This is a genomic window from Burkholderia sp. 567 (assembly GCF_040545115.1).
GTDB lineage: Bacteria > Pseudomonadota > Gammaproteobacteria > Burkholderiales > Burkholderiaceae > Burkholderia > Burkholderia ambifaria.
Genome location: NZ_JBEPLG010000004.1, coordinates 210,371 through 234,250, shown reverse-complemented (window position 1 = coordinate 234,250; position 23,880 = coordinate 210,371). Strand labels below are relative to the sequence as shown.

Below are 23,880 nucleotides of genomic sequence, written 5' to 3'. Positions count from 1 at the left end.
GCCGGAATTTCCGCTGCAGAGCTTTTTCGTATGTCCCGAAAATATTTTTAGTATTTTCCGGTCGCCGCATGCGTGGCGCACCATCGTCTGCAATCCGGATCGCGACAAAAACGCGCATGCGCGGGCGGGGCAGGTCATCCGCCTCCGCCCGCATGCGGCACACCGTTGCCCGCGTATCCGGACCCGATTGCAGGCGCGCGCATCGTCGCGCGCCGGCGGAAACGGCACGCGCGCATCGCCGCGCAGGACAGGAGACTTAGCCATGACGACCGCGGATCGCAACGCGTCCCCCATGATAGAGAAACACACGATCGGCTACGTGCCGCCCGCAGACCGCCACGGCAAGGTGCGCGACCTGTTCACGCTCTGGTTCGGCGGCAACATCGCGCCGCTGCCGATCGTGACCGGCGCGCTCGGCGTGCAGATCTTTCACCTGAACCTGATGTGGGGGATCGTCGCGATCGTCGTCGGCCAGGCGGTCGGCGGCGTGCTGATGGCGCTGCATTCCGCGCAGGGGCCGCAGATGGGCATCCCGCAGATGATCCAGAGCCGCGCGCAGTTCGGCTCGTGGGGCGCGTTGCTGGTCACGGTGATCGCGGCGGTGATGTACGTCGGCTTCTTCGCATCGAACATCGTGCTGGCCGGCAAGTCGGTGCACGGCATCGCGTCGTCGGTGCCGGTGCCGGTGGGCATCGTGATCGGCGCGGTGGGCTCGGGGCTGATCGGGATCGTCGGCTACCGGTTCATCCATATCCTGAACCGGATCGGCACGTGGGTGCTCGGCATCGGCATTCTCGTCGGCTTCTGGATGATCCTGTCGAACGTGAGCACTACCGATTTCCTCACGCGCGGCGGCTTCGACTTCGCCGGGTGGCTCGCCACGGTGTCGCTGTCCGCGCTGTGGCAGATCGCGTTCGCGCCGTACGTGTCGGACTATTCGCGCTACTTGCCGGAAGACGTCGGCGTCGCGTCGACGTTCTGGGCGACCTATCTCGGCTGCACGATCGGCTCGACGCTCGCGTTCATCTTCGGGGCGGTCGCGGTGCTCGCGGTGCCGGCCGGCGCGGACACGATGGACGCGGTCAAGCAGGCGACGGGCCCGCTCGGCCCGCTGATGCTGCTGCTGTTCCTGCTGAGCGTGATCAGCCACAACGCGCTGAACCTGTACGGCGCGGTGCTCGCGGTGATCACGTCGGTGCAGACCTTCGCATACCGGTGGATTCCGACCGCGAAGACGCGCGCGGTGGTGTCGGTGGTGATCTTCGTCGCGTGCTGTTATGCGGCGATCGGCGCGTCGACCAACTTCGTCGGCAATCTCGTCGATCTCGTGCTCGCGCTGCTCGTCGTGCTGGTGCCGTGGACGGCGATCAACCTGATCGACTTCTACGTGATCCACAAGGGCAAGTACGACATCCAGTCGATCTTCATGGCGGACGGCGGCGTGTACGGCCGCTTCAATCCGCAGGCGCTGCTCGCGTATGCGATCGGGATCGCCGTGCAGATTCCGTTCATGAACACGCCGATGTATGCGGGGCCGATTCCCGCGCATCTCGGCGGCGCCGACCTGTCGTGGCTCGTCGGGCTGGTGCTGACGTCACCGCTGTACTACTGGCTCGCGACGCGCGACAGCGCGTACCGGCGCCGGCAGACGGGCGCGCAACTGCCGTCGTCGGCGGCGCGGTAAGCGGATCGTCGTTCGACGCGATCAACGAAAACGGCCGCCGCATCGATAGCGATGCGGCGGCCGCGAGAGGAGAAGGTGGGGCGATGCGCGGGCGTGTCCTATCGAGCCGTGCGTCGCCAGCCTGCTTACCCGCGGGTCAGACGACCGCCGACCGCCGAGCGCGCGACGCGCACCGGCACCGACTTGTACGACGGCGCGCCGCTTTCCTTGTCGATGTAGTCGAGCGGCACGAGCACGTTCGCTTCCGGGTAATACGCGCCGACCGATCCCGGCGCGATGTCGTACTCGATCGCGGTGATCTTCTCGAGGCGCAGCGTGCGGCCCGACGCGGTGGCCGTCTCGATGTCGACGAGGTCGCCGTGTTCGAGTCCGTACTTCGCGAGGTCCGCCGCGTTCATGAACAGCACGTCGCGTCGGCCGAACACACCGCGATAGCGGTCGTCGAGCCCGTAGATCGTCGTGTTGTACTGATCGTGGCTGCGCAGCGTGATCAGCCGCAGCACCTGCTCGGCGCCGAGCACGTCCGCGTCTTCCTTCACGCCCTTGTAGATCGAGAACATCGCCTTGCCGGTGGCCGTGGGCCATACGCGCTCGGTCGGCGGCAGCGGCAGACGGAAGCCGCCCGGCGTGCGGATGCGCTCGTTGAACGCCTCGAAGCCGGCCACCGTGCGGTCGATCAGATCGCGAATGCGGTCGTAGTCGGCGATCAGGTCCAGCCACGCGACCTTGCTGGCCGGCAGCGTCGCGTGAGCGATTCCGGCGACGATCGCGGGCTCGGAGCGCAGCTGGTCCGACGCGGGCTTGAGCTTGCCGGCCGACGCGTGGACCATCGACATCGAATCCTCGACGGTGATCGACTGCCGGCCGCTCGCCTGCATGTCGAGCTCGGTGCGGCCGAGCACGGGCAGGATGTAGGTTTCCTTCGCGACGAGCAGGTGCGAGCGGTTCAGTTTCGTGCCGAGATGCACGCTGAGATCGAGCTTCGCCATCGCGGGGAACGACTGCTCGGGATCGGGCAGTGCGACCGCGAAGTTGCCGCCCAAGCACAGCAGCGCCTTGGCCTGGCCGTCGATCATCGCCTGCATCGCCTGCACGGCATCGTGTCCGTGCTGCGCGGGCGGCTTGAAGCCGCACACGTCCTCGATCTTCTGCAGGAACTCGGCCGACGGCTTCTCGGTGATGCCGACCGTGCGGTTGCCCTGCACGTTCGAGTGGCCGCGCAGCGGGCACACGCCCGCGCCGGGCTTGCCGATGTTGCCGCGCATCAGCAGCAGGTCGGCGATCAGGCGCACGGTGGCGGTGCCCTTGTTGTGCTGCGTGACGCCCATCCCGTACGTGACGATCGTCGCGTTCGACTTCGCATACGCGAGCGCGACCTGTTCGAGCTGCGCCTGGCTCAAGCCGCTCGCGCGCTCGATGTCGTCCCACGACGTGGCCTCCAGGTCGGCGCTGAACGCGTCGAAACCGCTCGTGTGCTGCGCGATGAAATCCTTGTCGAGCACGTCGCCGCGCTCGGCCTCGAGCTGCAGCAGCGCCTTCATGATGCCCTTCAGCGCGGCCGCGTCGCCGCCCGCGTCGACCTGGTAGTACGTCGACGCGATGCGCGTCGAGCCGAACGACGCCATCTCGATCATGTCCTGCGGATCCGCGAAGCGTTCGAGCGCGCGCTCGCGCAGCGGATTGAACACGATGATCGGCACGTTGCGGCGCGCGCACTCGTGCAGCGTGCCCATCATCCGCGGATGGTTGGTGCCGGGGTTGTGGCCGATCGAGATGATCAGCTCGCAGTGGTCGAAATCCTCGAGCGACACCGTGCCCTTGCCGATCCCGATCGACTGCGGCAGGCCGACGCTGGTCGGCTCGTGGCACATGTTCGAGCAGTCGGGGAAGTTGTTGGTGCCGAGCTCGCGCGCGAACAGTTGATACAGATAGGCGGCTTCGTTCGACGCGCGGCCCGACGTGTAGAACTCGACCTGCTCGGGCGGCAGCGCGCGCAGCACCTCGCCGATGCGCGCGAACGCATCGTCCCATTCGACCGCGCGAAACGTGTCGGTCGCGCGATCGTAGACGAGCGGATGCGTGAGCCGGCCCATGTTCTCCAGCTCGTAGTCGGACATCCGCAGCAGCGACGACACCGGGTTCGCCGCGAAGAACTCGGGCGTCACCCGCTTGGTGGTCGCTTCCCACGTGACGGCCTTCGCGCCGTTCTCGCAGAACTGGAACGTCGACTTGTGCTCCTTGTCGGGCCACGCGCAGCCGGGACAGTCGAAGCCGTCGGGCTGGTTGGTCCGCATCAGCACGATCGGCGCCTCGAAGGTTTCCATCTGCGTGCGCACGGCCTCGGCTGTCGCGCGAAGCGCGCCCCAACCGCCGGCGGGCCCATCGTACTTCCTGATGCCTGGCACTTCGCGTCGATTTGTCATCTGAATCTCCATCAGCCGGCCCGCTGCGGGCCGGCTCGGGTTGCGCCGCATCGCGGCGTTGGGGGGCAAGCGGGCCCGTGCATGCGGGCCCGCGTGTTATTACTGCGGGTCCTTCTTCGCACCGGACGACTTCTTGCCGGATGGCTTGGCTGCAGGCACAGGCACGGGTGCCGGCGTCTCGTCTTTTGCTTCGTTATCCTTCGCATCGGACGCTGCCTTCGCCGCCTTGCCATTCGGCCGTGCCTTGCCGTCGGCGTTCCGGTTCGCATCCTTGACGTCCTTGGCCTCGGCCCGCGCGAGCTTGTTGAACGTCACCGCGTCGCTCGCGTTGTCGTAATCGACTTCGACGCGATCGCCGGACTGCAGCTTGTCGGCGAGGATCTCCTTCGCGAGCTTCGTCTCGATGATCTGGCGCACCTGCCGCTTCAGCTCGCGCGCGCCGAATTCCGGTTGATAGCCGGCTTCGGTCAGGTGTTCGACGAGCGCGTCGCCCATCACGAGCGTGATGTCCTGCGCGGCGGCGGTGCGTACCACGCGGTCGAGCTGGATCTGCACGATCGAGCGGATGTTCTCCTTCGACAGCGCATGGAACACGATCACCTCGTCGATCCGGTTCAGGAACTCGGGGCGGAAATGGCCCTTCAGCACCTGCATCAGCTGCTCGCGGATCGCCTTGTCGGTCTTGCGCGCGGCCTCCGGCTGCGTGAGGTTGTCCATGATGATCGCGGCGCCGAGGTTGCTCGTCGCGATGATGATCGTGTTGCTGAAGTCGACCACGCGGCCCTTGCCGTCGGTCAGGCGGCCGTCGTCGAACACCTGCAGCAGCACGTTGTAGACGTCCGGATGCGCCTTCTCGATCTCGTCGAGCAGGATCACGCTGTACGGGCGGCGCCGCACGCGCTCGGTGAGCTGGCCGCCTTCGTCGTAGCCGACGTAGCCGGGCGGCGCGCCGATCAGCCGCGCGACCGCGTGCCGTTCCATGTACTCGGACATGTCGATGCGGATGATCGACTGCTCGTCGCCGAACACGGTCTCGGCCAGCGCCTTCGCGAGCTCGGTCTTGCCGACGCCGGTCGGCCCGAGGAACAGGAACGTCGCGATCGGCCGGTGCGTCTGGCCGAGCCCGGCGCGCGACAGCCGCACGGCGTCGCTCACGGCGACCACGGCATCGTTCTGGCCGATCACGCGCTCGCGCAGCTGCTCTTCCATTTTCAGCAGCTTCTGGCGCTCTTCCTGCGTGAGCTCGGACACCGGAATGCCCGTCAGCCGCGACACGACCTCGGCGACCGATTCGACGGTCACTTCCAGCGTCTCGGAACCGGTCTTGCGCTGCCACGCCTCCATCTTTTCGTCGAGCGACTTCTGCTTCGCGTTGATCTGCTCCTCGAACTGCTTCGCCTGGTCGAAGCGCTTGCGCGACGTTGCGTAGTCCTGCTCGCGCTTGAGCTGCACGATCTGCGCTTCGTCTTCCTGGATGTCGGCGGGGCGCGAGGTCGCGCCGATCCGCACGCGCGCGGCGGCCTGGTCGATCAGATCGATCGCCTTGTCGGGCAGGAAGCGCGCGGTGATGTAGCGGTCGGCGAACTCGGCGGCCGCGACGAACGCGTCGTCGGCGAACGTGACCTGGTGGTGCGCCTCGAGGCTGTCGCGCAGCCCGCGCAGGATCACGATCGTCTGCTCGACGCTCGGCTCCGGCACGAACACCGGCTGGAAGCGCCGTTCGAGCGCCGCGTCCTTCTCGATGTGCTTCTGGTATTCGTTGAGCGTGGTCGCGCCGATCAGGCTCAGTTCGCCGCGCGCGAGCGCCGGCTTCAGCACGTTCGCGATGTCGAGGCCGCCTTCGCCGCCGCCCTGGCCCGCGCCGACGATCGTATGCAGCTCGTCGATGAAGAGGATCAGCTCGTCATGCTTGGCCGTCACTTCGTCGATCAACTGCTTCGCGCGTTCCTCGAATTCGCCGCGATACTTCGCGCCGGCCACCATCGAGTTGATGTTGACCTCGACGAGCCGCTTGCCGCGCAGCACTTCGGGCACGTCGCCGTTGACGATCCGCTGCGCGAGGCCTTCGACGATCGCGGTCTTGCCGACACCGGGCTCGCCGATCAGCACCGGGTTGTTCTTCTTGCGGCGCGCGAGCACTTCGATCGTGCTCTCGATTTCCTGCGCGCGGCCGAGCACAGGGTCGAGCTTGCCCTGGCGCGCGATCGCGGTGAGGTCGCGGCCGAACTTGTCGAGATTCGGCGTGCCGGTCGGCGCGTCGACGCGGCCATCTTCCGCGCCCTTGCCGACAACCTTCACGACCTTCTGGCGCAGCGCTTCCGGCGTCACGCCGTATTTCTTCAGCAGCGTGCCGGCGATGCTGTCCGGCACCGCCGCGAGACCGATCAACAGGTGCTCGGGGCCGATGTACGAGTGGCCGAGATCGCGCGACGCCTGGAATGCGTACTGCACGGCCTTCTTCACGCGCGGCGAGATCGACAGCTTGTCGAGCGACGCGTCCGCGGCAGCCGTGCCGGTGTGCGCATGCTCGTCGATGTAGGCCTTCAGGTCCTGCGGCGACAGCTTCAGTTCCTTCAGCAGCGCTGCGCACACGTCGGTATCGGCGAGCGCGTACAGCAGGTGTTCGGTGTCGAGTTCGCTGCGGCGCAGTTCGTGCGCCTTCTCGGCCGCGCGCTGCAGCAGTTCGAGCGTCTGCTCGCTGAACGCGTCGGTCGGGTCGACCGATTCGCGCGGAATCTCGGCGGCCAGCGGCGACGCGTCGCCGTCCTCGCCGAACAGCGAGGACCCACCGCCGCCCAGCAGCGAATCGAACGGGTTCAGCATGCTCTGATGCCGCATCAGCTGACGGAAGTGGTAGTCGCAGATCGAGATCGTCTTGCGCTCGCCGTCCTGCATCACGGTGGCGCGCGCGACGGCCGGCCGGGCGTGACAGATATCGCAAAGTGCGGGCATGGTGGTCTGGCTCCTGTCAATGAACGTGGATCGAAAGGGAAATCCCGATGCGCGACGGCACGGCAACACCGGTGCGTCGCTCAGCCCGCGGCATCACTTCGACTGCGTTCAAAATAGCGAATTGGCCGAAGGCCTCCAAGACACAGTTCCGCACCGGCCCGGCCGGGAATTGCACCCTCACATGCACGCGTGCGTCCGGTGCAAGGAGTACAGACGAGCGCGCATGCGGGTGCGGCGTGCGGGATCCGGAAACGGCGCGGCACGCCACGCGCGCGAAGCGCGGTGCGACATCGGCGCGCAGGGCGCCGGCAGACGCAAACGGGAAGGGGCCGCACGCGGTGAAACGCGGTGCATGGGCAGCGGCGCGATCGCGCGGGGTGGTGAGGGAAGCGGGCGGATTACGCCGGGCCGCGCACGCCCCGCAACCAGTGCATGGCGCGCGGCCGACGGCGAAGCGGGCGGGTTGCACGGTGCTGGCCGGATCAGGCGCAACCGTGGCGAACCGGCGTCAGTCGGAGAGTTTCATCGCGAGGCGCTGCCGCGCAATCTGCTTCACGTCGGTCGACAGTGCCGCATCCTGCAGACCATTGGCCCAGACGGAGAACGAATCCTCGATCAGGTTGCGGGTGTCGGGCGGCAGTTCGGCCAGCATCAGCGACACCACGGTGAACAATACGGCGGTGTCGGCAGCCTGGCGGCTCGCGTTCGCGTCGATGGTTTGCTTCAGGCTGTCGACCGATGCTTGCAACGACTGCAATGCTTGATTCGAATCGCTCATGTCACGCTCCATCCAGGAGGGTTCGGCCGGCGACGAACGTGCGGCCGGCAACGCGGCCGGTGTGCGCGACGCCCGCCGGGCATCGCGCGCGGGCAGGCCGTCAGGCCGCCGTGCTGGCTTGCGGCGCGACGGCCACCGATGCCTCGCTCGTCAGCATCAGGAACGTGAACGTTTCGCGCAGGTACAGGCGGACGACCTTGTCGGTATGGCTCGTATAGCCGATCGACACGTCTTCGCCGAGGTGCAGCTCGTAGTCGCCGCCGCGGGTGGACAGCACGCAACCGCCGCTAATCGCCGGCGCCCACACGATCTCGCCGCTGACGATGCGCTTGATGTGGCCGAGCACCGGGTAGCCCTGGTCGCGCGCTTCGCTGAGCGCCGTGTAGGCGTCCGAGCCGAGCACGACCGTGTACGGGCCGTCGACGCCCGCGAGCCGCAGCGCTTCCAGCGCATCGCTGATCGCGTCCGGGTACGCGCTGACGTCGGTCGGCAGTATGAGCTTGCGGTTCGACGTGCCTTCGCGGATGCCGACGATGTCCGCGGCCAGATAGCCGTCGAAGATCGCGCCGTCTTCCGCGAACGCCAGGCGCTGCGCGGCATCCTTCGCCGGCTGCCAGTCGGCGTCGCGCGCGCCGCGCTCGACGCTGTCGATCGCATCGCGGCTCAGCTCGAACGGCACCGTCAGCTCGACGACGTTGCGGACCTCGCGCAGCCGCGCGCTCACCTGTTCGCGCGGCGCGGTGACGTCGCGCAGATGCCCGGTGCCGACGGCGGACAGCCCCGGGCCCGCCGGGCCTTCGACGTCGACCACGCGGCGCCCGGCCACCGAGCGCTTGAACGTGCGGGCGACTTCTTCCTCGATCTGCGCCCACGCGGACGAGGCAATCGGCGCGAGTTCGCGGTGCAGGTTATTCATAGGCTTTGACTCCTTTCAGCGATCCGATATTCAGCGAGCCGTCACGACGCGGCTCGGGCGATGAGGGTGCGGGCTGCGCGGCGGCGTCAGCGTCGGCCGGTGCGGCGCGATCGGCGAGCGCTTCGAGCAGGTCGGCCGACGGCACGAAGAACAGCGAGCCGGTGACCGCGCGGCTGAAGTCGAGCAGCCGGTCGTAGTTGCCGGGCGGGCGGCCGACGAACATGTTCTCGAGCATCTTTTCGATCGGCGCCGGCGAACGCGCGTAGCCGATGAAATAGGTGCCGAATTCGCCGGAACCGGGGCGCCCGAACGGCATGTTGTCGCGCAGGATCTTCACTTCCTGGCCGTTTTCGTCGAGCGTGGTCAGCGAGCTGTGCGAGCACGACGGCTTCACGTCCGGCGCGAGCTCGATGTCGGACAGCTTGGTGCGGCCGATGATGCGCTCCTGCGTCTCGACCGAGAGCGCGTTCCAGCCGGCCATGTCGTGCAGGTACTTCTGCACGAGCACGTAGCTGCCGCCCGCGAATTCGGCGTCCTCGTCGCCGATCACCGTGAAGTCGACCGCGTCGCGGCCTTCCGGGTTCTCGGTGCCGTCGACGAAGCCGATCATCGCGCGCTGGTCGAAGTTGCGAAAGCCGTGCACCTCGTCGACGACCGTGACCGCATCGCCGAGCGCGGCGAGCAACTGGGTCGCGAGTTCGAAGCACAGGTCCATCGCGTCGGCGCGAATGTGCAGCAGGATGTCGCCCGGCGTCGCAATCGCGACGCGCTGGCCGGCGCCGAATTCGCGGAACGGATGCAGCGACGCGGGACGCGGATCGCCGAACAGCGCGTCCCATGCGTCGGAGCCGAAGCCGCATACGCAGGACAGGTTGCCGCCCGGCACGCGCTTGCCGACCGAGCGCACGAGCGCGGCGATGTCGCCGCACCACGCGCGGATCGTGTCGGCGCGCTCGGCGCCGGGGTTGACGGTGGCGACGAGGAAGATCGCGCTGCGCGTGATCGGCTCGTGAACGGCCTGGGAAAGCGGGGGACGGGTTTGCATCGCGGCCTGCCGGTCAGTCATGTCGGGACGGACGGGCCGCGGCTGCCGCGGCGCGCGAAGACGAGCGAGTGGACTGTGTCATGCGACTGTTCTCTTTGTGACATGCGGATGAAGGACGTTGCGCGGGCATCGCGCAACGGGCCGCAGCGGCGGCGGCCTGCCGTCCGGGCGCGAAAGGGAAGGCAGGCAGGAGGGCCGCGCGTTCGCCCGGCGCGTGACCTCGCCGCACCGCGTAACGTCGTCGAGCCTGCAATCTAGCAGCTTCGGCGGGTCTTTGGAACACGTATCGACGATCTGTCATTCGAATCGGTTGATCGGCGTTCGATTTTGCAACGCATGCGTGCAGCTGTACTCCTGAAGCGCGCGCCGCTGTGCTCTTGAGCGGGCGCGACGCGTGCAGTAGATTGGTTCGCTCCACTCGCCGACGAGGACCACCATGACGAACCTGCTGGAAGCGATGCGAATTTTTGTCGCGGGGGTTGAGCACGGCGTCGACGGGGCGTCGAGCGCGGCACCTACCTCATTGCAACGGTCATCGCCTTGAACACGTCCACTGCTTCCGCCGATACGGCCGCCGAGCGCATCCGCCGCCGCTTCGGCCACTTCCTCCATGCGGCCGAGCTGGCCGGGCTGATCGTGATCGGTCTGGCGACCGCGTTCGCGATGACGCAGGAAGCGTGGAAGGTCGTGCTCGCGGGCGAGGTGTCGCTCACCGACCTGCTGCTGATGTTCCTGTACCTGGAAGTGCTCGCGATGAACGTGCGCTATCTGCGGCTCGGCCGGCTGCCGGTGCGCTTTCCGTTGTTCATCGCGATGACGTCGCTCGCGCGCGACCTGATCCTGCGCGGCGCGACCGACGGCCCGGAGCGGATGCTGATGACCACGTGCGGGATCGTGCTGCTCGCGGTGGGCGTGCTGATTCTGAGCTTCGGCCAGCATCGCTTTCCGGCGGAGGTCGACGATGTCGAGGAAGATGCGCATACGCGTCGGTAACGTGCGGCCCGCATCGCTCGTGCTCGTGACGCAGCGGCAGGCGCGCGTATCGCACCCACGGATCCCGGAACGCAACGCGCGCCCGGTCCGACCCATCCGCGGATGACCGTCGACTGGCGGCGCTCGCGTGGCTCATCAACCCGAGAGGTGTCGCATGACCAAGCAACTGATCGTCGCCGTATTCGGCAGCGTCGACACGGCCCGTCAGGCCGCGAACGATTTCGATGCGCTGTCGGACAAGCATGAAGGATTTCACGTCGACAATGGCGTCGTCGTCGAAAAGGATGCGAACGGCAAGCTCGCCGTGCTCGACGCCGAATCGCGGTCGTTCAAGGGCGGCCTGATCGGCGCGATCGCGGGCGGGCTGCTCGGGATGCTCGCCGGGCCGCTCGGCGCGATCGCCGGCATGGCGGCCGGCGCGGGGGCCGGCATCGTCGCGGACGCAGCCGGCAATGCGCTGCTCGACGGGCAGTTCGTCGAATCGGTCGCGACACGGCTCGCGCCGGGCAGCGTCGCGGTCATCGTCGAGGCGGACGAGGCGACGCCGTTCTCGGTCGACAACATCGTCACGGGATTCGGCGGGAAGGTCGTGCGCCATGTAATCGGCTAGGTCTGACTTGCGGCGTTAGAACCGCATGAACGCCGGCGTTCGGCCCGCGCGGATCGCGTCGACGACACCTGCGCGTTCGTGCGACGCCGAGCATCGTGACGCACGAACCGGCATTGCGCGTGCGCGGGACTTAGGGACTTAGACGATCAGCTATACCGAGCGTCGGTGCGCACGACGTGACGCTCAAACGTCGCCACGCAAATCGCATCGTGCCGTTTCGCGTCACGACCTCACGTACGCGAAGGAATGGATGACACGACACGCGGCTGCTTGCCACGGTCTTCCCATCTGTTCACCACACCTGCGCGATTTGACGTTTGGCCGCCAAACTGTCACTTACATTCGCCGAATTGACGCAGTAGGATGCCGATCCTCGTCATGATGGATTTCGCATTGCTACCCGCCTCCAATTTCGGTAACGGCCGACGCTCGCACCAGGACGCCCGCCAGCGGGCACGGCTATCCGGCTTCGCGCATCGGCGCGGCACGCGCGCACACGCGTCGCGGGCCGGTTCACCGCTGGCGGGGCGAGGCGGATGAAGCTCTACGAGAAATTCGCGAACGACATAGAGAGACTCATCCGGCAACGCGTGTATCGACATGGCGATCGTGTGCCGTCGGTACGGCAGGCGAGCCAGCAGCATCGGATCAGCATCACGACCGTGCTGCATGCGTACCTGTTGCTCGAAAGCCGCGGGCTGCTGGAAAGCCGGCCGCAATCCGGCTACTTCGTGAACCTGCGCCGCGACGACAACCACGCGCCGGTGCGCGAGCTGCGGCCGTCGAAGCCGATCGCGATCTCGTCGTCGGTCGACATGAGCCGGCTCGTGCTGTCGACGCTGCGCGCGATCGGCACCGACGACGCGGTGCCGCTCGGCTCGCCGTATCCGGACCCGAGCCTGTTTCCGTTCGAGAAGCTGAACCGCTATGCGTACGCAGCCGGCCGCGACAAGTCGCTGTGGGGCGTGACGGACGGGCTGCCGCCCGGCCATCCGCGCCTGATCCGGCAGATCGCGCGACGCTACCTGGAAAACGGGATGTCGGTCGATCCGAACGAGATCATCGTGACGGTCGGCGCGACTGAGGCGATCAATCTGTGCCTGCAGGCGGTTGCAAAACCGGGCGACACGATCGCGGTGGAGTCGCCGACGTTCTACGCGATGCTGCACGCGATCGAGCGGATGGGGATGAAGGCGATCGAGGTCGCGACGCACCCGGAATACGGAATCGACATCGCGGCGCTGGCAGCGATCGCGAAGTCGCAGCCGATCGCCGCGTGCATGGTGATGCCGAACTTCCAGAACCCGCTCGGCTTTCAGATGCCCGACGAGCGCAAGCGCGAACTGGTTGAGTTTGCAACGAAAGCCGACATGCCGATCATCGAGAACGGCGTGTACAACGAATTGTATTTCGGCAACGCACACCCAAGCGCGCTGAAGGCGTTCGACCGCAACGGCATCGTGCTGCATTGCGCATCGTTCTCGAAGAGCCTGACGGCCGCCTACCGGATCGGCTGGGCATTGCCGGGCCGCTATCGCGAACAGGTCGAGAAGCTGAAGTTCCTGAACACGCTGGCGACGCCGTCGTTACCGCAGCTCGCGATCGCTGAGTTTCTCGAGCGAGACGGCTACGAGCATCACCTGCGGCGGATTCGCAAGGCGTATGCGCAGCAGGCGAACCTGATGCGCGCGATGGTGTCGCGGTTCTTTCCGGAAGGTACGCGCATCTCGAGCCCGGCGGGCGGGTATGTGCTGTGGGTCGAGCTGCCGGCACAGGTCGACGCGATGCGCCTGTACCAGCTCGCGCTGGAGCAGGGCATCACGATCGGGCCCGGCTATATGTTCTCGATCGCGGACACCTACCGCAATTTCATCCGGCTGAACTACAGCAGCCCGTGGTCGCCGGAGATCGAGCGGGCGATCGTCACGGTCGGCAAGCTCGCGGCGGCTTGCATGAATTGACGGCGCGGTGGCGTAGTGCGCGAAGTGACGTTCGGGTCACGTCCCACATCGCCATCACGTCGCTTCGCGTGACGGGATGAAGAAGGGCGTGGCATGCGGATTGCGCGCGTCGCTACACCCCCACGCATTCGACATGTTGCGCCGCAACGTGGATGACGTTGTACGCCAGTCGTGAATCGCACACGAGCCACACTCCACGTTTGCATGCGCTGCGGGGTCGTCCGTACCTGTTCTTTTCAGGGAGGACGCCGATAATGGGACCGTTACCCCACACTCAGGGAGCCATGCCATGTCCGCAAGTGACGCCTCGTCTTCACGTCCCGATCTCGCGCAGGGCATCGCGCTCGACGACATCGCCGACGGCGCGATGATCGAAGGCCGGGTCGGCGACGCAACGGTGCTGCTGGTGCGCCGCGCCGACGAACTATTCGCCGTGACCGGGCAATGCCCGCACTACGGCGCGCCGCTGGCCGACGGGCTGCTCGTCGGCGACACGATCCGCTGCCCGTGGCATCACGCGGCGTTCTGTCTGCGCACCGGCGCAATGCTGCGCGCGCCGGCGCTCGACGGTCTGACGTGCTGGCGCGTCGAGCGTCGCGATGGCCGCGCGGTCGTGCTCGATGCACAGCCTGCCGCGTCGCCGCCCGTGCTGAAAGCGGCCTGGCTGCCCGAATCGGTGGTGATCGTCGGCGGCGGCGCGGCCGCGATCGCGGCGGCCGTGACGCTGCGGCAGGAAGGCTATCCGCACGCGATCACGCTGCTGAGCGCGGACAGCGAGCCGCCGTACGATCGGCCGAACCTGTCGAAGGATTATCTGGCCGGCACGGCCGAAGCCGACTGGCTGCCGCTGCGCGGTGCGGCGTTCTATACCGAGCAGCGCATCGACGTGCGCTGCGGCACGCGTGTCGCGCGGATCGATCCCGCGGCGCACGCGGTCGAACTCGCGGACGGCAGCCGCGTCGGCTACGGCGCGCTGCTGCTCGCGACGGGCGCCGAGCCGAACCGGCTGACCGTGCCGGGCGCCGAGCTACCGCACGTGCGCGTGCTCCGCTCGCGCGCCGATTGCGATGCACTGATCGGCACGCTGAAGCATGCGCAGCGCTGCGTCGTGGTCGGCGCGAGCTTCATCGGTCTCGAGGCGGCCGCCGCGCTGCGCACGCGCGGGCTCGTCGTGCAGGTGGTCGCGCCCGATGCGCATCCGATGGCGCGTGTGCTCGGAGACGCGCTCGGCGACACGCTCCGCGCGCTGCACGAGTCGCACGGCGTGACGTTCCATCTCGGCGTGACGCCCGCACAGATCACGCCGGATGACGTGATGCTGTCGAACGGCGACGGGCTGCCGGCCGACGTCGTGGTGGTCGGCATCGGCGTGCATCCGGACGTGACGCTTGCGCAGGACGCGGGGCTGGCCGTCGATCGCGGCGTGACGGTCGACCGATTCCTGCAGACGAGCGCACCGGACATCTACGCGGCCGGCGACATCGCGCGCTGGCCCGACCCGTTGACGGGCCAGCGCATTCGCGTCGAGCACTGGGTCGTCGCGGAGCGGCAGGGCATCGCGGCGGCGCGCAACATGCTCGGCCAGCAGCGGCCGTTCGACGCGGTGCCGTTCTTCTGGACCCAGCACTACGATCTGACTGTCCGCTATGTGGGACATGCGGAGCAATGGGACCGCGTCGAGATCGACGGCGACCTGCGCGCGCACGACGGCTCGGTGACGTACTGGCGCGGCGACAAGCGGCTCGCGGTCGCGACGATCGGCCGCGATCTCGACTGCCTGAAGGCGGAAGAGGCGCTGGAGCAGCAGGGTGGTGCAGGGTCACGCTGATGGTCGCGTTTGTCGCGCATTGACTGCGTCGCGCGGCGGCTGAAGCCGCGACCTAAGGCCGACCAACCGCGCACGCGGCAAGCACGACAAGCACGACAAGCACGACAACCCCAGCACGCCCTGACAGGCGCGCACCTTGCTCGAAAGCGCGACGGTGACTTCACCGTTCCCGCTTTCGACAAGGAGGGCCTGACATGAAAGCAGTGGTATTTCACGGCATCGGCGACATTCGCATCGATACGGTACCCGACCCGGAAGTCTCGCAACCGACCGACGCGGTCGTGCGCCTGACCGCCAGCGCGATCTGCGGCACCGACCTGCACATGGTGCGCGGCACGCTCGGCGGAATGAAGCCGGGCACGATTCTCGGCCATGAAGGCGTCGGCATCGTCGAGACGGTCGGACGCGACGTGCGCAACCTCAAGCGCGGCGATCGCGTGCTGATTCCGTCGACGATCGCGTGCGGCAGCTGCGCATACTGCCGGGCGGGCTACACGGCGCAATGCGACGTCGCGAATCCAGGCGGCCCGCGCGCGGGCACCGCGTTCTTCGGCGGCCCGGCGGACACCGGCCCGTTCGACGGGCTGCAGGCCGAATACGCGCGCACGCCGCTTGCGAACGCGAGCCTGATCCGGCTGCCCGACGCGATCGACGACGACCGCGCGATCCTGATGTCCGATATTTTCCCGACCGGCTATTTCGGCGCGCAGCTCGCGGAGGTGAAGCCGGGCGACACGGTGGCCGTGTTCGGCGCGGGGCCGGTCGGCCAGTTCGCGATCGCGAGCGCGAAGCTGCTGGGCGCGGGGCGCGTGATCGCGATCGACCGCATCGCGTCACGGCTCGACATGGCATGCGCGCAAGGCGCGGAAACGATCGACTTCTCCGAGGAAGACCCGGTCGACACGGTGCTGCGCCTGACCGGCGGGATCGGCGTCGATCGCGTGATCGACGCGGTGGGCGTCGACGCGATGCGCGCGACGCACGGCCCGGCCGCGGCCGACCGCGACGCGGCGCGCGCCTTCGATGCGGAAGTCGACGCCGTCGCGCCGCGCCGCAAGCCGGACGGCCGCTACTGGACCCCGGGCGACGGGCCGTCGCAGGTGCTGCAATGGGCGGTGCGCGCGGTCGCGAAGGCCGGCACGGTCGCGGTGATCGGCGTGTATCCGCCGCAGGCGCGCGTATTCCCGATCGGCGAGGCGATGAACCGCAATCTCACGATCAAGATGGGCAATTGCAATCACCGGACCATCACGCCGCACTTGATCGAGCTGGTGCGCAGCGGCGCGTTCGACCCGGTGTCGGTGCTCACGCGCTGCGAGCCGCTGACGAACGCGATCGACGCGTACCGCGCGTTCGACGTGCGCGAGCCCGGCTGGATGAAAGTGAAGCTGACGCCATGACGATCCCACTGGAACGAGGAGCACTGCGATGAGCGATACGAATACTCGCTACGACAACTGCATGGCCGCGTGCGACGCGTGCGCGCACGCCTGTGACGCGTGCATGGCCGCGTGCCTGGCGGAGCCCGACGCACACAAGCTGGCCGACTGCATCGCGCTGGACATCGAATGCGCGCAGCTGTGCCGCTTCGCGTCGGGCGTGATGGCGCGCGGCAGCGTGGTCGCGCCGCGCGTGTGTGCGCTGTGCGCGCAGGTCTGCGAGCTGTGCGCGGTCGAATGCCTGCGGCATCTGCACGAACATTGCCGGCGCTGCGCGCTGGCGTGCGACGCGTGCGCGGCGATGTGCCGCGCGATGGCTTGAGCAGGGCCTAAGTGCGCGCCTGCTCGAGGGCTCGAGCGAAGGCGTAAGCGATCGCGCACACGGTCATGGCGTGCCATGCACCGTGCGCGCGACACGCTGCAGCAGCGCGTCGAGCACGGCCATCTCGAGGGGTTTCACGAGGTGATCGTCGAAGCCCTCGCGCGCCGTGCGCGCGAGATCCGACGAGCTGGCATGACCGGACAGCGCGACACAGATCATGCCGCCCGGCGTGTCGATCGCGCGCAGTTCGTGCAGCAGCGTGTAGCCGTCGACGTCGGGCATCGACAGGTCGATGAGCATCAGGTGCGGAACGGCTTCGCGCACGAGCGCCAGCGCGTCGCTCGCGTTGTACGCGACGCGCGGCACGTGCCCCTTCAGTTGCAGCAGCACGGCTAGCGTGTCGGCCGAGTCGCGGTTGTCGTCGACGACGACGATGTTCAGCGGCGCGGCGGCCGGCTTCCCCGCGCGCGGCGCGGGCGCTTCCGTCCGTGCCGTTTCGACGTGGTGCTCGACGGGCAACCGTACCGTGAACGTCGCACCGTGGCCGGGGCCGTCGCTTTCCGCGGAGATCCTGCCGCCATGCAGCTCGATGAACGACCGGCAGATCGCGAGGCCGAGCCCGAAGCCGTCGGACGGGCGCCGGCCCGGCACGCCGTCCTGGTCGAACAGGTCGAAGATCGTCTCGAGCGAACCCGCCGCGATGCCGACGCCGTGATCAGTCACGCGAATCGCGACGGTCGACCCTTCGCGGTCGGCGGAGACGTCGATGCGCGCGCCGGGCGGCGAGAACTTGGACGCGTTGTCGAGCAGGTTGTGCAGCACCTGAACGAGCCGCGCAGCGTCGCCGCGCACCACCACCGGCTCGGGCGGCAGTTCGACGCGAAGATGCTGCTGACGCGCGGCCAGCTTCGGCTGGATGCTCTCCACGCCGCGGCACACGACGTCGCGCACGGTCACCGGCGCGTTGTCCAGCTCGACCTTGCCGGCCGTGATGCGCCCGACGTCGAGCAGATCGTCGACGAGCCGCGTCAATTGTCCGACCTGACGGTGCACCGCGTCGCGGCATTGCGCGAGCACCGGCGCCGGATCGGGCAGCGTTTGCAGCACGCTGACGGAGTGGCGCAGCGGCGCGAGATGGTTGCGCAGTTCGTGCGCGAGCATCGCGATGAACACGCTGAGCCGGTGCGTCGACATTTCCAGTTCGGCGAGCCGCTTGCGCTCGGTCATGTCGCGCGTGATCTTGATGAAGCCGGCCAACTGGCCCCCATGATCGCGCACGGCCGTGATCGTCACGCTGGCCCAGAACAGTGACCCGTCCTTGCGCACGCGCCAGCCTTCGTCCTCGAAACGGCCGTGCGCGCTCGCTTCGCGGAGCCCCAGCGCCGGCCGGCCCGCGGCGATCGCGTCGGCCGGATAGAAGCGCGAGAAATGGTGGCCGATGATCTCGGTGGTGCGATAGCCCTTGATGCGCTCCGCGCCCGCGTTCCAGGTCGCGACGTTGCCTTGCGGATCGAGCATGAACACCGCGTAGTCGGTGATCGCACCGACGACGGTTTCGAAGCGGAACTCGGCGAAGCGATGCAGCAGATCGCGTGCATCGGCGGGGCCGAGCGGCGGAGGCAATTCGGAAATGGCGTCGTCTTTGTTCATCGAACCTGAGTCTAATGAGGGAGGCCTCGGGCCAACCCGGCCGCGCCTGGCGGGACCGGCGGCGGCGATTCGAACCGGATTGAGTCGCTCGAAAGCATACGGGAACCCGATTCACCTGATCAATGGGTGCGCATTGTGCATGCCGCGTATTGAATGGCGCGGCCGATCGGGCTGCCAGCCGCCCGATCGCCGCGGACGCGGCATGCCGATTGCGTCGTGGTCCGACCCGCGCTACACGGGCGCATCGGGCACGCAGGCGGTCCTGCGGCCCGGCGGAACACGAGGACATCGACAGGAACAGTACACTGAATCCCGACAACGAGCCGGTCGGCCCGGACGACGAGAACGCGTCGCGCGGGCGCGACGGCCGCGCGCTGGGCCCGAGCGACTCGTCCGACAGCGGCAGCGACACGGCCGGCGCGCGGCGCCATCCGTTCGACATCGATTCGCCGCTCGACGAGCACGCGCTGGAACGCGGCGACGCGGCGCTCGACAGCGATACGGACCGCGCGGGCACCGGCGAACGCGCATCCGCGGACGGCGATGCGGGGCTCGAGGACGCCGCGGATATCGAGCCGGACCGCACGGAACGATTCGACGAGGCCGGCGGCCTTGAGGACCCGGACGAGCCGACAGGCCCGGGCACCGGTGGCGCATAGGGCCCGATACGGCGAGGTTCCGCGCAAAAACTGCAATCGCGTTGCAGATAGGGGCGGCAGCCGGCGCCGCCGACCGGCGTTCGACCGGAGAGCGCCCAAGAACACGGAGAAGCAGCGGGCGGCGTAAACCGAGGAGCCGCGGCGAGTCGCCAACCCGCGTCGTCGTGTCGGGCCTTGCCACGAACGCGGCACGCGATTTGCAACCGACCGAACGACGCGCGCCGCGCTGCGGCATGGAGCCGTGCGCGGCACTGGGGCGCGCAAGGAGGACACGATGCAACGACGATATCCGGGACGGCAAGCCGAACGCAGCGGGCCGCCCGACTGGCAGGAACGCGGCGAACGTGCGTACCGGGGCGGCGAGCGCGACTTTCGCGGCGACGAAACCCGGCGGCACGACGCCGACTATGAATCCGCGTACCGGCGCTTCGCGAGCGAGAACGTCGGCCCGGAAGACTGGGGCAGCGAATGGAGCGAACGCTCGGCGCGCACGTCGGCCGAGCGGCGTCCGGGCGACGTCGGCGACTGGCGCGACGCGCCGGGCGGGTCGCGCGATCCGGAATGGGAAGCCGAGCGCGGCTATGGGAACCGCGGTCGTCGCATGGAAGGTGGTGAAGGCCGCGAAGGTCGCGAAGGCCGGTATGGCGGCGATCAGCCGGGTTTCCGCGAGCATTACCGCCTGGGCGGGTACGGCGGCGAGCGCGACCATGATCCGCGCGATCCACACGATCCGCGCCGTGCCGATGCGCAACGCGAAGCGATGCGCCAGCGCCGTGGCCCGAAAGGCTATACGCGCTCGGACGAGCGCATTCGCGAGGACGTCTGCGAGCGGCTGGCGCACGCGCTCGACATCGACGTGAGCGACGTGTCCGTGCAGGTGCGCGACGGCCGCGTCGAACTGGACGGCACCGTGCCGTCGCGCTGGATGAAGCACGACATCGAGGACATCGCCGACGGCTGCATGTGCGTGCGCGACGTCGAGAACCGCGTGCGGGTGCGCCGCAACGACGACGAACACCAACCGGGCACGGTGCTGCATCCGTCCCAACGCACCGTCACGCCGACGCAGCCCGCCGTGCGCGACCCCGAACCGGGCAGCGGCACCGGCCGCGACCGCGAATCGCACCATTGACGGACGATGCGCGGGACGACCCGACCACGGACCCAGGCCTCGCGCGCATGACGGCCGGCACCGACGAGCTGGCGCGCGACGGCCGCGACCCGCGCGGCAACGGCGCGCGCCATGACCGCCGCGATCCCCGCGACAGCCGCGACCACGACGTGCGCGGCCTGCGCATGCGCATCGCGCTCGAGCTGTGGCGCGCGATCCGGCATTACCGCACGCGCGTGTTCGCCGCGATCGTGCTGCTGGTGCTCGCGAAGGCGGCGGCCGTATCGGTGCCGCTACTGCTGAAGGATATCGTCGACGGATTCGGCCGCGCGGCCGGCCAGCCGATCGCGCTGCCGGTGCTGCTGCTGTTCGCGTATGCGGTGGTGCGCTTCGCCGCGAACGCGTTGAACGAAGTGCGCGACATGACCTTCGTGCAGGTCACGCAGCACACGGTCGCGTCGTTTACCGTCCGCACGTTCGGCCATCTGCACCGGCTCGGCGCGCGCTTTCATTCGCAGCGCGAGACCGGCATGGTCGTGCGCGATCTCGAGAAAGGCACGGCCGGCATCGCGTACCTGCTCGGCGTCGCGGTGTTCACGATCGTGCCGACCGCGATCGAGATCGGCTCGGTGCTGGTGATCGTGATCAGCAAGTACGGCGGCGGCTTCACCGCGGTCATCCTCGTCACGTTCGCGGTCTACGCGGCGTATACGACCGTGTTCACCCGCCGGCGCACGCGCTACCAGCGCCGCGTGAACGCGCTCGAGGCCGAATCGAACTCGCGCGTGGTCGACAGCCTGCTCAACGTCGATACCGTCAAGTACTTCGCGCGCGAGGACGTCGAGCGCAGCCGGCTCGAACGCGTGCTCGACGACTGGCGCGAGGCGGGCGTCGAGAACCAGTACGCGCTGTCGACGCTGCACATCGGGCAGAGCGCGTGCATCGGCGCGGGCATCGCGGCGGTGATGCTGCTGGCCGGCCAGTATGTCGCGCGCGGCACGATGACGGTCGGCGACCTGGTGCTGATCAACGCATACATCATCCAGATCAGCCTGCCGCTGAACGCGCTCGGCTTCGTGTTCCGCGAGGCGAACGACGCGATGACCAACATCGAGCGCCTGTTCGGGCTGCTCGATGCGCGCGGCCTGCCGGGCGAGGACGGCGATGCGCCCGGCGCGCAGCCGCTCGTGGTGCGCGGCGGCGCGATCGAGTTCGAGCATGTCGACTTCAGCTACGAGCCGAGCCGGCAGATTCTGTGGGACGTATCGTTTCGCATCGAGCCCGGGCAATCGATCGCGGTGGTCGGCGGCAGCGGCTCGGGGAAGTCGACGCTCGCGCGGCTGCTGTTCCGGCTGTACCAGCCCGATGCCGGCACGATCCGGATCGACGGGCAGGACCTGCGGCTCGTGACCGAGCGCAGCCTGCGCGATGCGCTCGGCATCGTTCCGCAGGACACGATCCTGTTCAACGACACGCTGGCCTACAACATCGCGTACGGCAGGCGCGACGCGACGCGCGGCGACGTGATCGCGGCCGCGCGCGGCGCGCAGCTCGACACGTTCATCGAGCGGCTGCCCGATGCGTACGACACGCGCGTCGGCGAGCGCGGCGTGCGGCTGTCGGGCGGCGAGCGGCAGCGCGTCGCGATCGCGCGTGCGTTGCTGAAGGCGCCGCCGATCGTCGTGTTCGACGAGGCGACGTCGGCGCTCGACACGCGCTCGGAGCGCGCGATCCAGCAGGAGCTGATGCGCGTCGCGCGGCACCGCACGAGCCTCATCATCGCGCACCGGCTGTCGACGATCGTCGACGCCGACCGGATTCTCGTGATGGAGCACGGCCGGCTCGTCGAGCAGGGCACGCACGACGAGCTGCTGGCGAGCGACGGCGTGTATGCGCAGATGTGGTCGCTGCAGGCGAAACAGCGCGAGCTGGAGCGCACCGAAGCGAAATTCGCGCGGCAGCCGGTGCGGATCAATCCGCTCGTCGCGCACGTGCTCGACTCGCTGGCGGAGGCGGCCGCCCGGCGCGGCGTGCCGGTATTTCGCGAACTGTCGAACGAGGATCTCGTCGTGGAGGCCGATCCGGCCGCGCTGCGCCGCTTCGTGTGGGAGCTGTGCCGCGGCGGGATCGACGTGAGCGGCGGCGGCCAGGTCGAGGTGCGCACCGCGCGCCACGACCCGGAAGCGCGCATCACGATCACCTGCGCGGGCGTCGAGGCGCCGGAGTTGTCGCTGCTCGATCTCGAACGGCTGCAGGACACGATCGAGGATGCCGGCGGCTACGTCGTGCGCGAGCGCGACGACCACGGCGTGACGTTGCACCTGTCGCTACCGATGTGCGCGGTGGCGCCGGCATCGCTACAGGCGGCCGGTGCCGGCGCAACCGTGCCGACGAAACCGCTCGACGGCGTGCGCATCGCCTGCGTCGACGATCACGACGAGGCGCGCGAGGCGCTCACCGCGCTGCTGAACTTTGCCGGGGCGGACGTGCGCGCGTTCGCGTCCGGACAGGCGCTGCTCGACGACCTGTGGCACGCGCGCCGCGCGGACTGGCCGGCGCTGCTCGTGTGCGACATCGACCTCGGCGACGACGAGGAGGACGGCTACACGGTGATGCGCCGGGTCCGCCAGCTCGATGCCGAACGCCCGCGCGACGGCCGCGCGCCGCTCGAGGCGCTCGCGTTGTCCGGCCATGCGCGTGAACGCGACCGCACCCGCGCGGTCGAAGCGGGTTTCCATGCTTACCTGACCAAGCCCGCCGCGGCGGACGACCTGATCGCGGCGCTGCGCGCGCTCGCGTTTTCCTCCGGAGAACTCCATGCCGAACCTTCTGAATCCGACGCCCCCCGAAACCCTGACCCAGCGCCGCGGCGGTAGCGCGTTCGCCGATCGCCAGGCCGCGGTCGCGGCCGTCGAGCTGCTGCTGCCGACGTTGTCGGCCGCGTTGCAGAGCGACTTCGTCGGCGACAGCGGCTGCCTGCACATCGTGATCATGGATCCGGCGCTCGGGCCGCGCGACGCTGCATTCGAGGACGCCATCCTCTACGAGTTCTCGCTGCCCGACCCGAAGGACTGGGATGCCGACTATCGCGCGTACGCACGCGCGAAGGCGCGGCTGTCGTGGGAAACCGGCCGCGACGGCCACGTCGTGCAGGCGCTGGAGCCGTACCGGCTGCGCGCGGGCGACACGAACCTGTGGGGCGGTGTCGCGCAGCACGGCATCGTGGTCGGCGTGTCGGGCGCACAACCGTGGTTCGACGAGGCGTTCGCGGGTTGCATCGCGCACTGCCTGCGCGCGGTCGCGAAGCACCGCGCGCAGGCGACACCGGACGCGCTCGCTATCTGAGCGCGGGCGCGCGGGCACGTTTTTACAGCCCGTTATAAAAAAGCCAGCGACCGCGCGCCGCCCGCCGACACGGCACGGGCGCGCGCGCACGGGCATGCTTCTCGCTGTACCCCTGTACCGACGCTTGTCGCGACAAGTGTCACGGCCACGATTCCGCCGATTCT

At 68.5% G+C, this 23,880-nt stretch carries 17 protein-coding genes; 11 read left to right on the top strand and 6 right to left on the bottom strand.

Annotated elements, in window-relative coordinates; genetic code table 11:
- Positions 1 to 262 precede the first annotated feature (262 nt).
- Entirely contained in the window at positions 263 to 1,684 is a 1,422-nt protein-coding gene (locus ABIC50_RS14455) for a purine-cytosine permease family protein (protein ID WP_105832362.1), read from the top strand.
- A gap of 125 nt (positions 1,685 to 1,809) precedes the next feature.
- Here ABIC50_RS14455 and ABIC50_RS14450 read toward each other — a convergent pair whose 3' ends face one another.
- From ABIC50_RS14450 to ABIC50_RS14430, 5 genes are all read right to left on the bottom strand, one after another.
- Positions 1,810 to 4,107 (bottom strand): FdhF/YdeP family oxidoreductase, encoded by a 2,298-nt coding sequence (locus tag ABIC50_RS14450; protein WP_354164827.1) that lies wholly within the window; start codon positions 4,105 to 4,107, stop codon positions 1,810 to 1,812.
- Positions 4,108 to 4,206: 99 nt separating this feature from the next.
- Positions 4,207 to 7,059 (bottom strand): ATP-dependent Clp protease ATP-binding subunit, encoded by a 2,853-nt coding sequence (locus ABIC50_RS14445; RefSeq protein ID WP_354164824.1) that lies wholly within the window; start codon positions 7,057 to 7,059, stop codon positions 4,207 to 4,209.
- A 508-nt stretch (positions 7,060 to 7,567) separates the two neighbouring features.
- The gene (locus ABIC50_RS14440; protein ID WP_354164821.1) at positions 7,568 to 7,837 is read right to left on the bottom strand and encodes a hypothetical protein; all 270 of its coding nucleotides are present in this window, start codon (positions 7,835 to 7,837) and stop codon (positions 7,568 to 7,570) included.
- 100 nt (positions 7,838 to 7,937) lie between these two features.
- Complete coding sequence (locus tag ABIC50_RS14435; RefSeq protein ID WP_011660567.1) at positions 7,938 to 8,753, bottom strand: family 1 encapsulin nanocompartment shell protein; 816 nt, start codon at positions 8,751 to 8,753, stop codon at positions 7,938 to 7,940.
- Positions 8,746 to 9,798, bottom strand: a complete 1,053-nt coding sequence (locus ABIC50_RS14430) for a Dyp-type peroxidase (protein ID WP_502913471.1) — start codon at positions 9,796 to 9,798, stop codon at positions 8,746 to 8,748. Before ABIC50_RS14430 ends, ABIC50_RS14435 begins: the two co-directional genes overlap by 8 nt.
- 540 nt (positions 9,799 to 10,338) lie before the next feature.
- Here ABIC50_RS14430 and ABIC50_RS14425 point away from each other — a divergent pair.
- From ABIC50_RS14425 to ABIC50_RS14400, 6 genes are all read left to right on the top strand, one after another.
- A complete protein-coding gene (locus ABIC50_RS14425) occupies positions 10,339 to 10,791 on the top strand; it encodes a phosphate-starvation-inducible protein PsiE (RefSeq protein ID WP_011660565.1) in 453 nt (150 codons plus the stop codon).
- Positions 10,792 to 10,945: 154 nt separating this feature from the next.
- Positions 10,946 to 11,401 carry a DUF1269 domain-containing protein gene (locus ABIC50_RS14420; protein WP_354164815.1) on the top strand — a complete coding sequence of 152 codons (456 nt, stop codon included), beginning with the start codon at positions 10,946 to 10,948 and terminating at the stop codon, positions 11,399 to 11,401.
- Positions 11,402 to 11,937: 536 nt separating this feature from the next.
- Positions 11,938 to 13,362, top strand: a complete 1,425-nt coding sequence (locus tag ABIC50_RS14415; RefSeq protein WP_175734102.1) for an aminotransferase-like domain-containing protein — start codon at positions 11,938 to 11,940, stop codon at positions 13,360 to 13,362.
- Positions 13,363 to 13,651: 289 nt separating this feature from the next.
- Entirely contained in the window at positions 13,652 to 15,190 is a 1,539-nt protein-coding gene (locus ABIC50_RS14410) for an FAD-dependent oxidoreductase (RefSeq protein ID WP_354164813.1), read from the top strand.
- A 194-nt stretch (positions 15,191 to 15,384) separates the two neighbouring features.
- A complete protein-coding gene (locus ABIC50_RS14405; protein WP_175669480.1) occupies positions 15,385 to 16,590 on the top strand; it encodes a zinc-dependent alcohol dehydrogenase in 1,206 nt (401 codons plus the stop codon).
- A 28-nt stretch (positions 16,591 to 16,618) separates the two neighbouring features.
- Complete coding sequence (locus tag ABIC50_RS14400) at positions 16,619 to 16,951, top strand: four-helix bundle copper-binding protein (protein ID WP_012372709.1); 333 nt, start codon at positions 16,619 to 16,621, stop codon at positions 16,949 to 16,951.
- 63 nt (positions 16,952 to 17,014) lie between these two features.
- Here the strand turns inward: ABIC50_RS14400 and ABIC50_RS14395 are convergent, their stop codons facing one another.
- Positions 17,015 to 18,601 (bottom strand): PAS domain-containing hybrid sensor histidine kinase/response regulator, encoded by a 1,587-nt coding sequence (locus ABIC50_RS14395; RefSeq protein ID WP_354164810.1) that lies wholly within the window; start codon positions 18,599 to 18,601, stop codon positions 17,015 to 17,017.
- 287 nt (positions 18,602 to 18,888) lie between these two features.
- Between ABIC50_RS14395 and ABIC50_RS14390 the strand changes: the two genes are divergently transcribed.
- The 4 genes from ABIC50_RS14390 to ABIC50_RS14375 all read left to right on the top strand — a co-directional run bounded on the left by ABIC50_RS14390 (position 18,889) and on the right by ABIC50_RS14375 (position 23,716).
- Complete coding sequence (locus ABIC50_RS14390; RefSeq protein WP_354165262.1) at positions 18,889 to 19,260, top strand: chemotaxis protein; 372 nt, start codon at positions 18,889 to 18,891, stop codon at positions 19,258 to 19,260.
- Positions 19,261 to 19,534: 274 nt separating this feature from the next.
- Positions 19,535 to 20,392 (top strand): BON domain-containing protein, encoded by an 858-nt coding sequence (locus ABIC50_RS14385; protein ID WP_354164807.1) that lies wholly within the window; start codon positions 19,535 to 19,537, stop codon positions 20,390 to 20,392.
- Between the two features lie 47 nt (positions 20,393 to 20,439).
- Positions 20,440 to 23,247, top strand: coding sequence for an ABC transporter transmembrane domain-containing protein (locus tag ABIC50_RS14380; protein ID WP_471685651.1), 2,808 nt, complete (start codon positions 20,440 to 20,442; stop codon positions 23,245 to 23,247).
- The gene (locus ABIC50_RS14375; RefSeq protein ID WP_175669476.1) at positions 23,189 to 23,716 is read left to right on the top strand and encodes a hypothetical protein; all 528 of its coding nucleotides are present in this window, start codon (positions 23,189 to 23,191) and stop codon (positions 23,714 to 23,716) included. Before ABIC50_RS14380 ends, ABIC50_RS14375 begins: the two co-directional genes overlap by 59 nt.
- Positions 23,717 to 23,880 lie beyond the last annotated feature (164 nt).

Excerpts from the sequence above, each read along its gene's own strand:
- ABIC50_RS14455 (WP_105832362.1), top strand. The coding sequence starts at position 263 with ATGACGACCGCGGATCGCAACGCGTCCCCCATGATAGAGAAACACACG.
- ABIC50_RS14450 (WP_354164827.1), bottom strand. The coding sequence starts at position 4,107 with ATGACAAATCGACGCGAAGTGCCAGGCATCAGGAAGTACGATGGGCCC.
- ABIC50_RS14445 (WP_354164824.1), bottom strand. The coding sequence starts at position 7,059 with ATGCCCGCACTTTGCGATATCTGTCACGCCCGGCCGGCCGTCGCGCGC.
- ABIC50_RS14440 (WP_354164821.1), bottom strand. The coding sequence starts at position 7,837 with ATGAGCGATTCGAATCAAGCATTGCAGTCGTTGCAAGCATCGGTCGAC.
- ABIC50_RS14435 (WP_011660567.1), bottom strand. The coding sequence starts at position 8,753 with ATGAATAACCTGCACCGCGAACTCGCGCCGATTGCCTCGTCCGCGTGG.
- ABIC50_RS14430 (WP_502913471.1), bottom strand. The coding sequence starts at position 9,798 with ATGCAAACCCGTCCCCCGCTTTCCCAGGCCGTTCACGAGCCGATCACG.
- ABIC50_RS14420 (WP_354164815.1), top strand. The coding sequence starts at position 10,946 with ATGACCAAGCAACTGATCGTCGCCGTATTCGGCAGCGTCGACACGGCC.
- ABIC50_RS14415 (WP_175734102.1), top strand. The coding sequence starts at position 11,938 with ATGAAGCTCTACGAGAAATTCGCGAACGACATAGAGAGACTCATCCGG.
- ABIC50_RS14410 (WP_354164813.1), top strand. The coding sequence starts at position 13,652 with ATGTCCGCAAGTGACGCCTCGTCTTCACGTCCCGATCTCGCGCAGGGC.
- ABIC50_RS14405 (WP_175669480.1), top strand. The coding sequence starts at position 15,385 with ATGAAAGCAGTGGTATTTCACGGCATCGGCGACATTCGCATCGATACG.
- ABIC50_RS14400 (WP_012372709.1), top strand. The coding sequence starts at position 16,619 with ATGAGCGATACGAATACTCGCTACGACAACTGCATGGCCGCGTGCGAC.
- ABIC50_RS14395 (WP_354164810.1), bottom strand. The coding sequence starts at position 18,601 with ATGAACAAAGACGACGCCATTTCCGAATTGCCTCCGCCGCTCGGCCCC.
- ABIC50_RS14385 (WP_354164807.1), top strand. The coding sequence starts at position 19,535 with ATGCAACGACGATATCCGGGACGGCAAGCCGAACGCAGCGGGCCGCCC.
- ABIC50_RS14380 (WP_471685651.1), top strand. The coding sequence starts at position 20,440 with ATGACGGCCGGCACCGACGAGCTGGCGCGCGACGGCCGCGACCCGCGC.
- ABIC50_RS14375 (WP_175669476.1), top strand. The coding sequence starts at position 23,189 with ATGCCGAACCTTCTGAATCCGACGCCCCCCGAAACCCTGACCCAGCGC.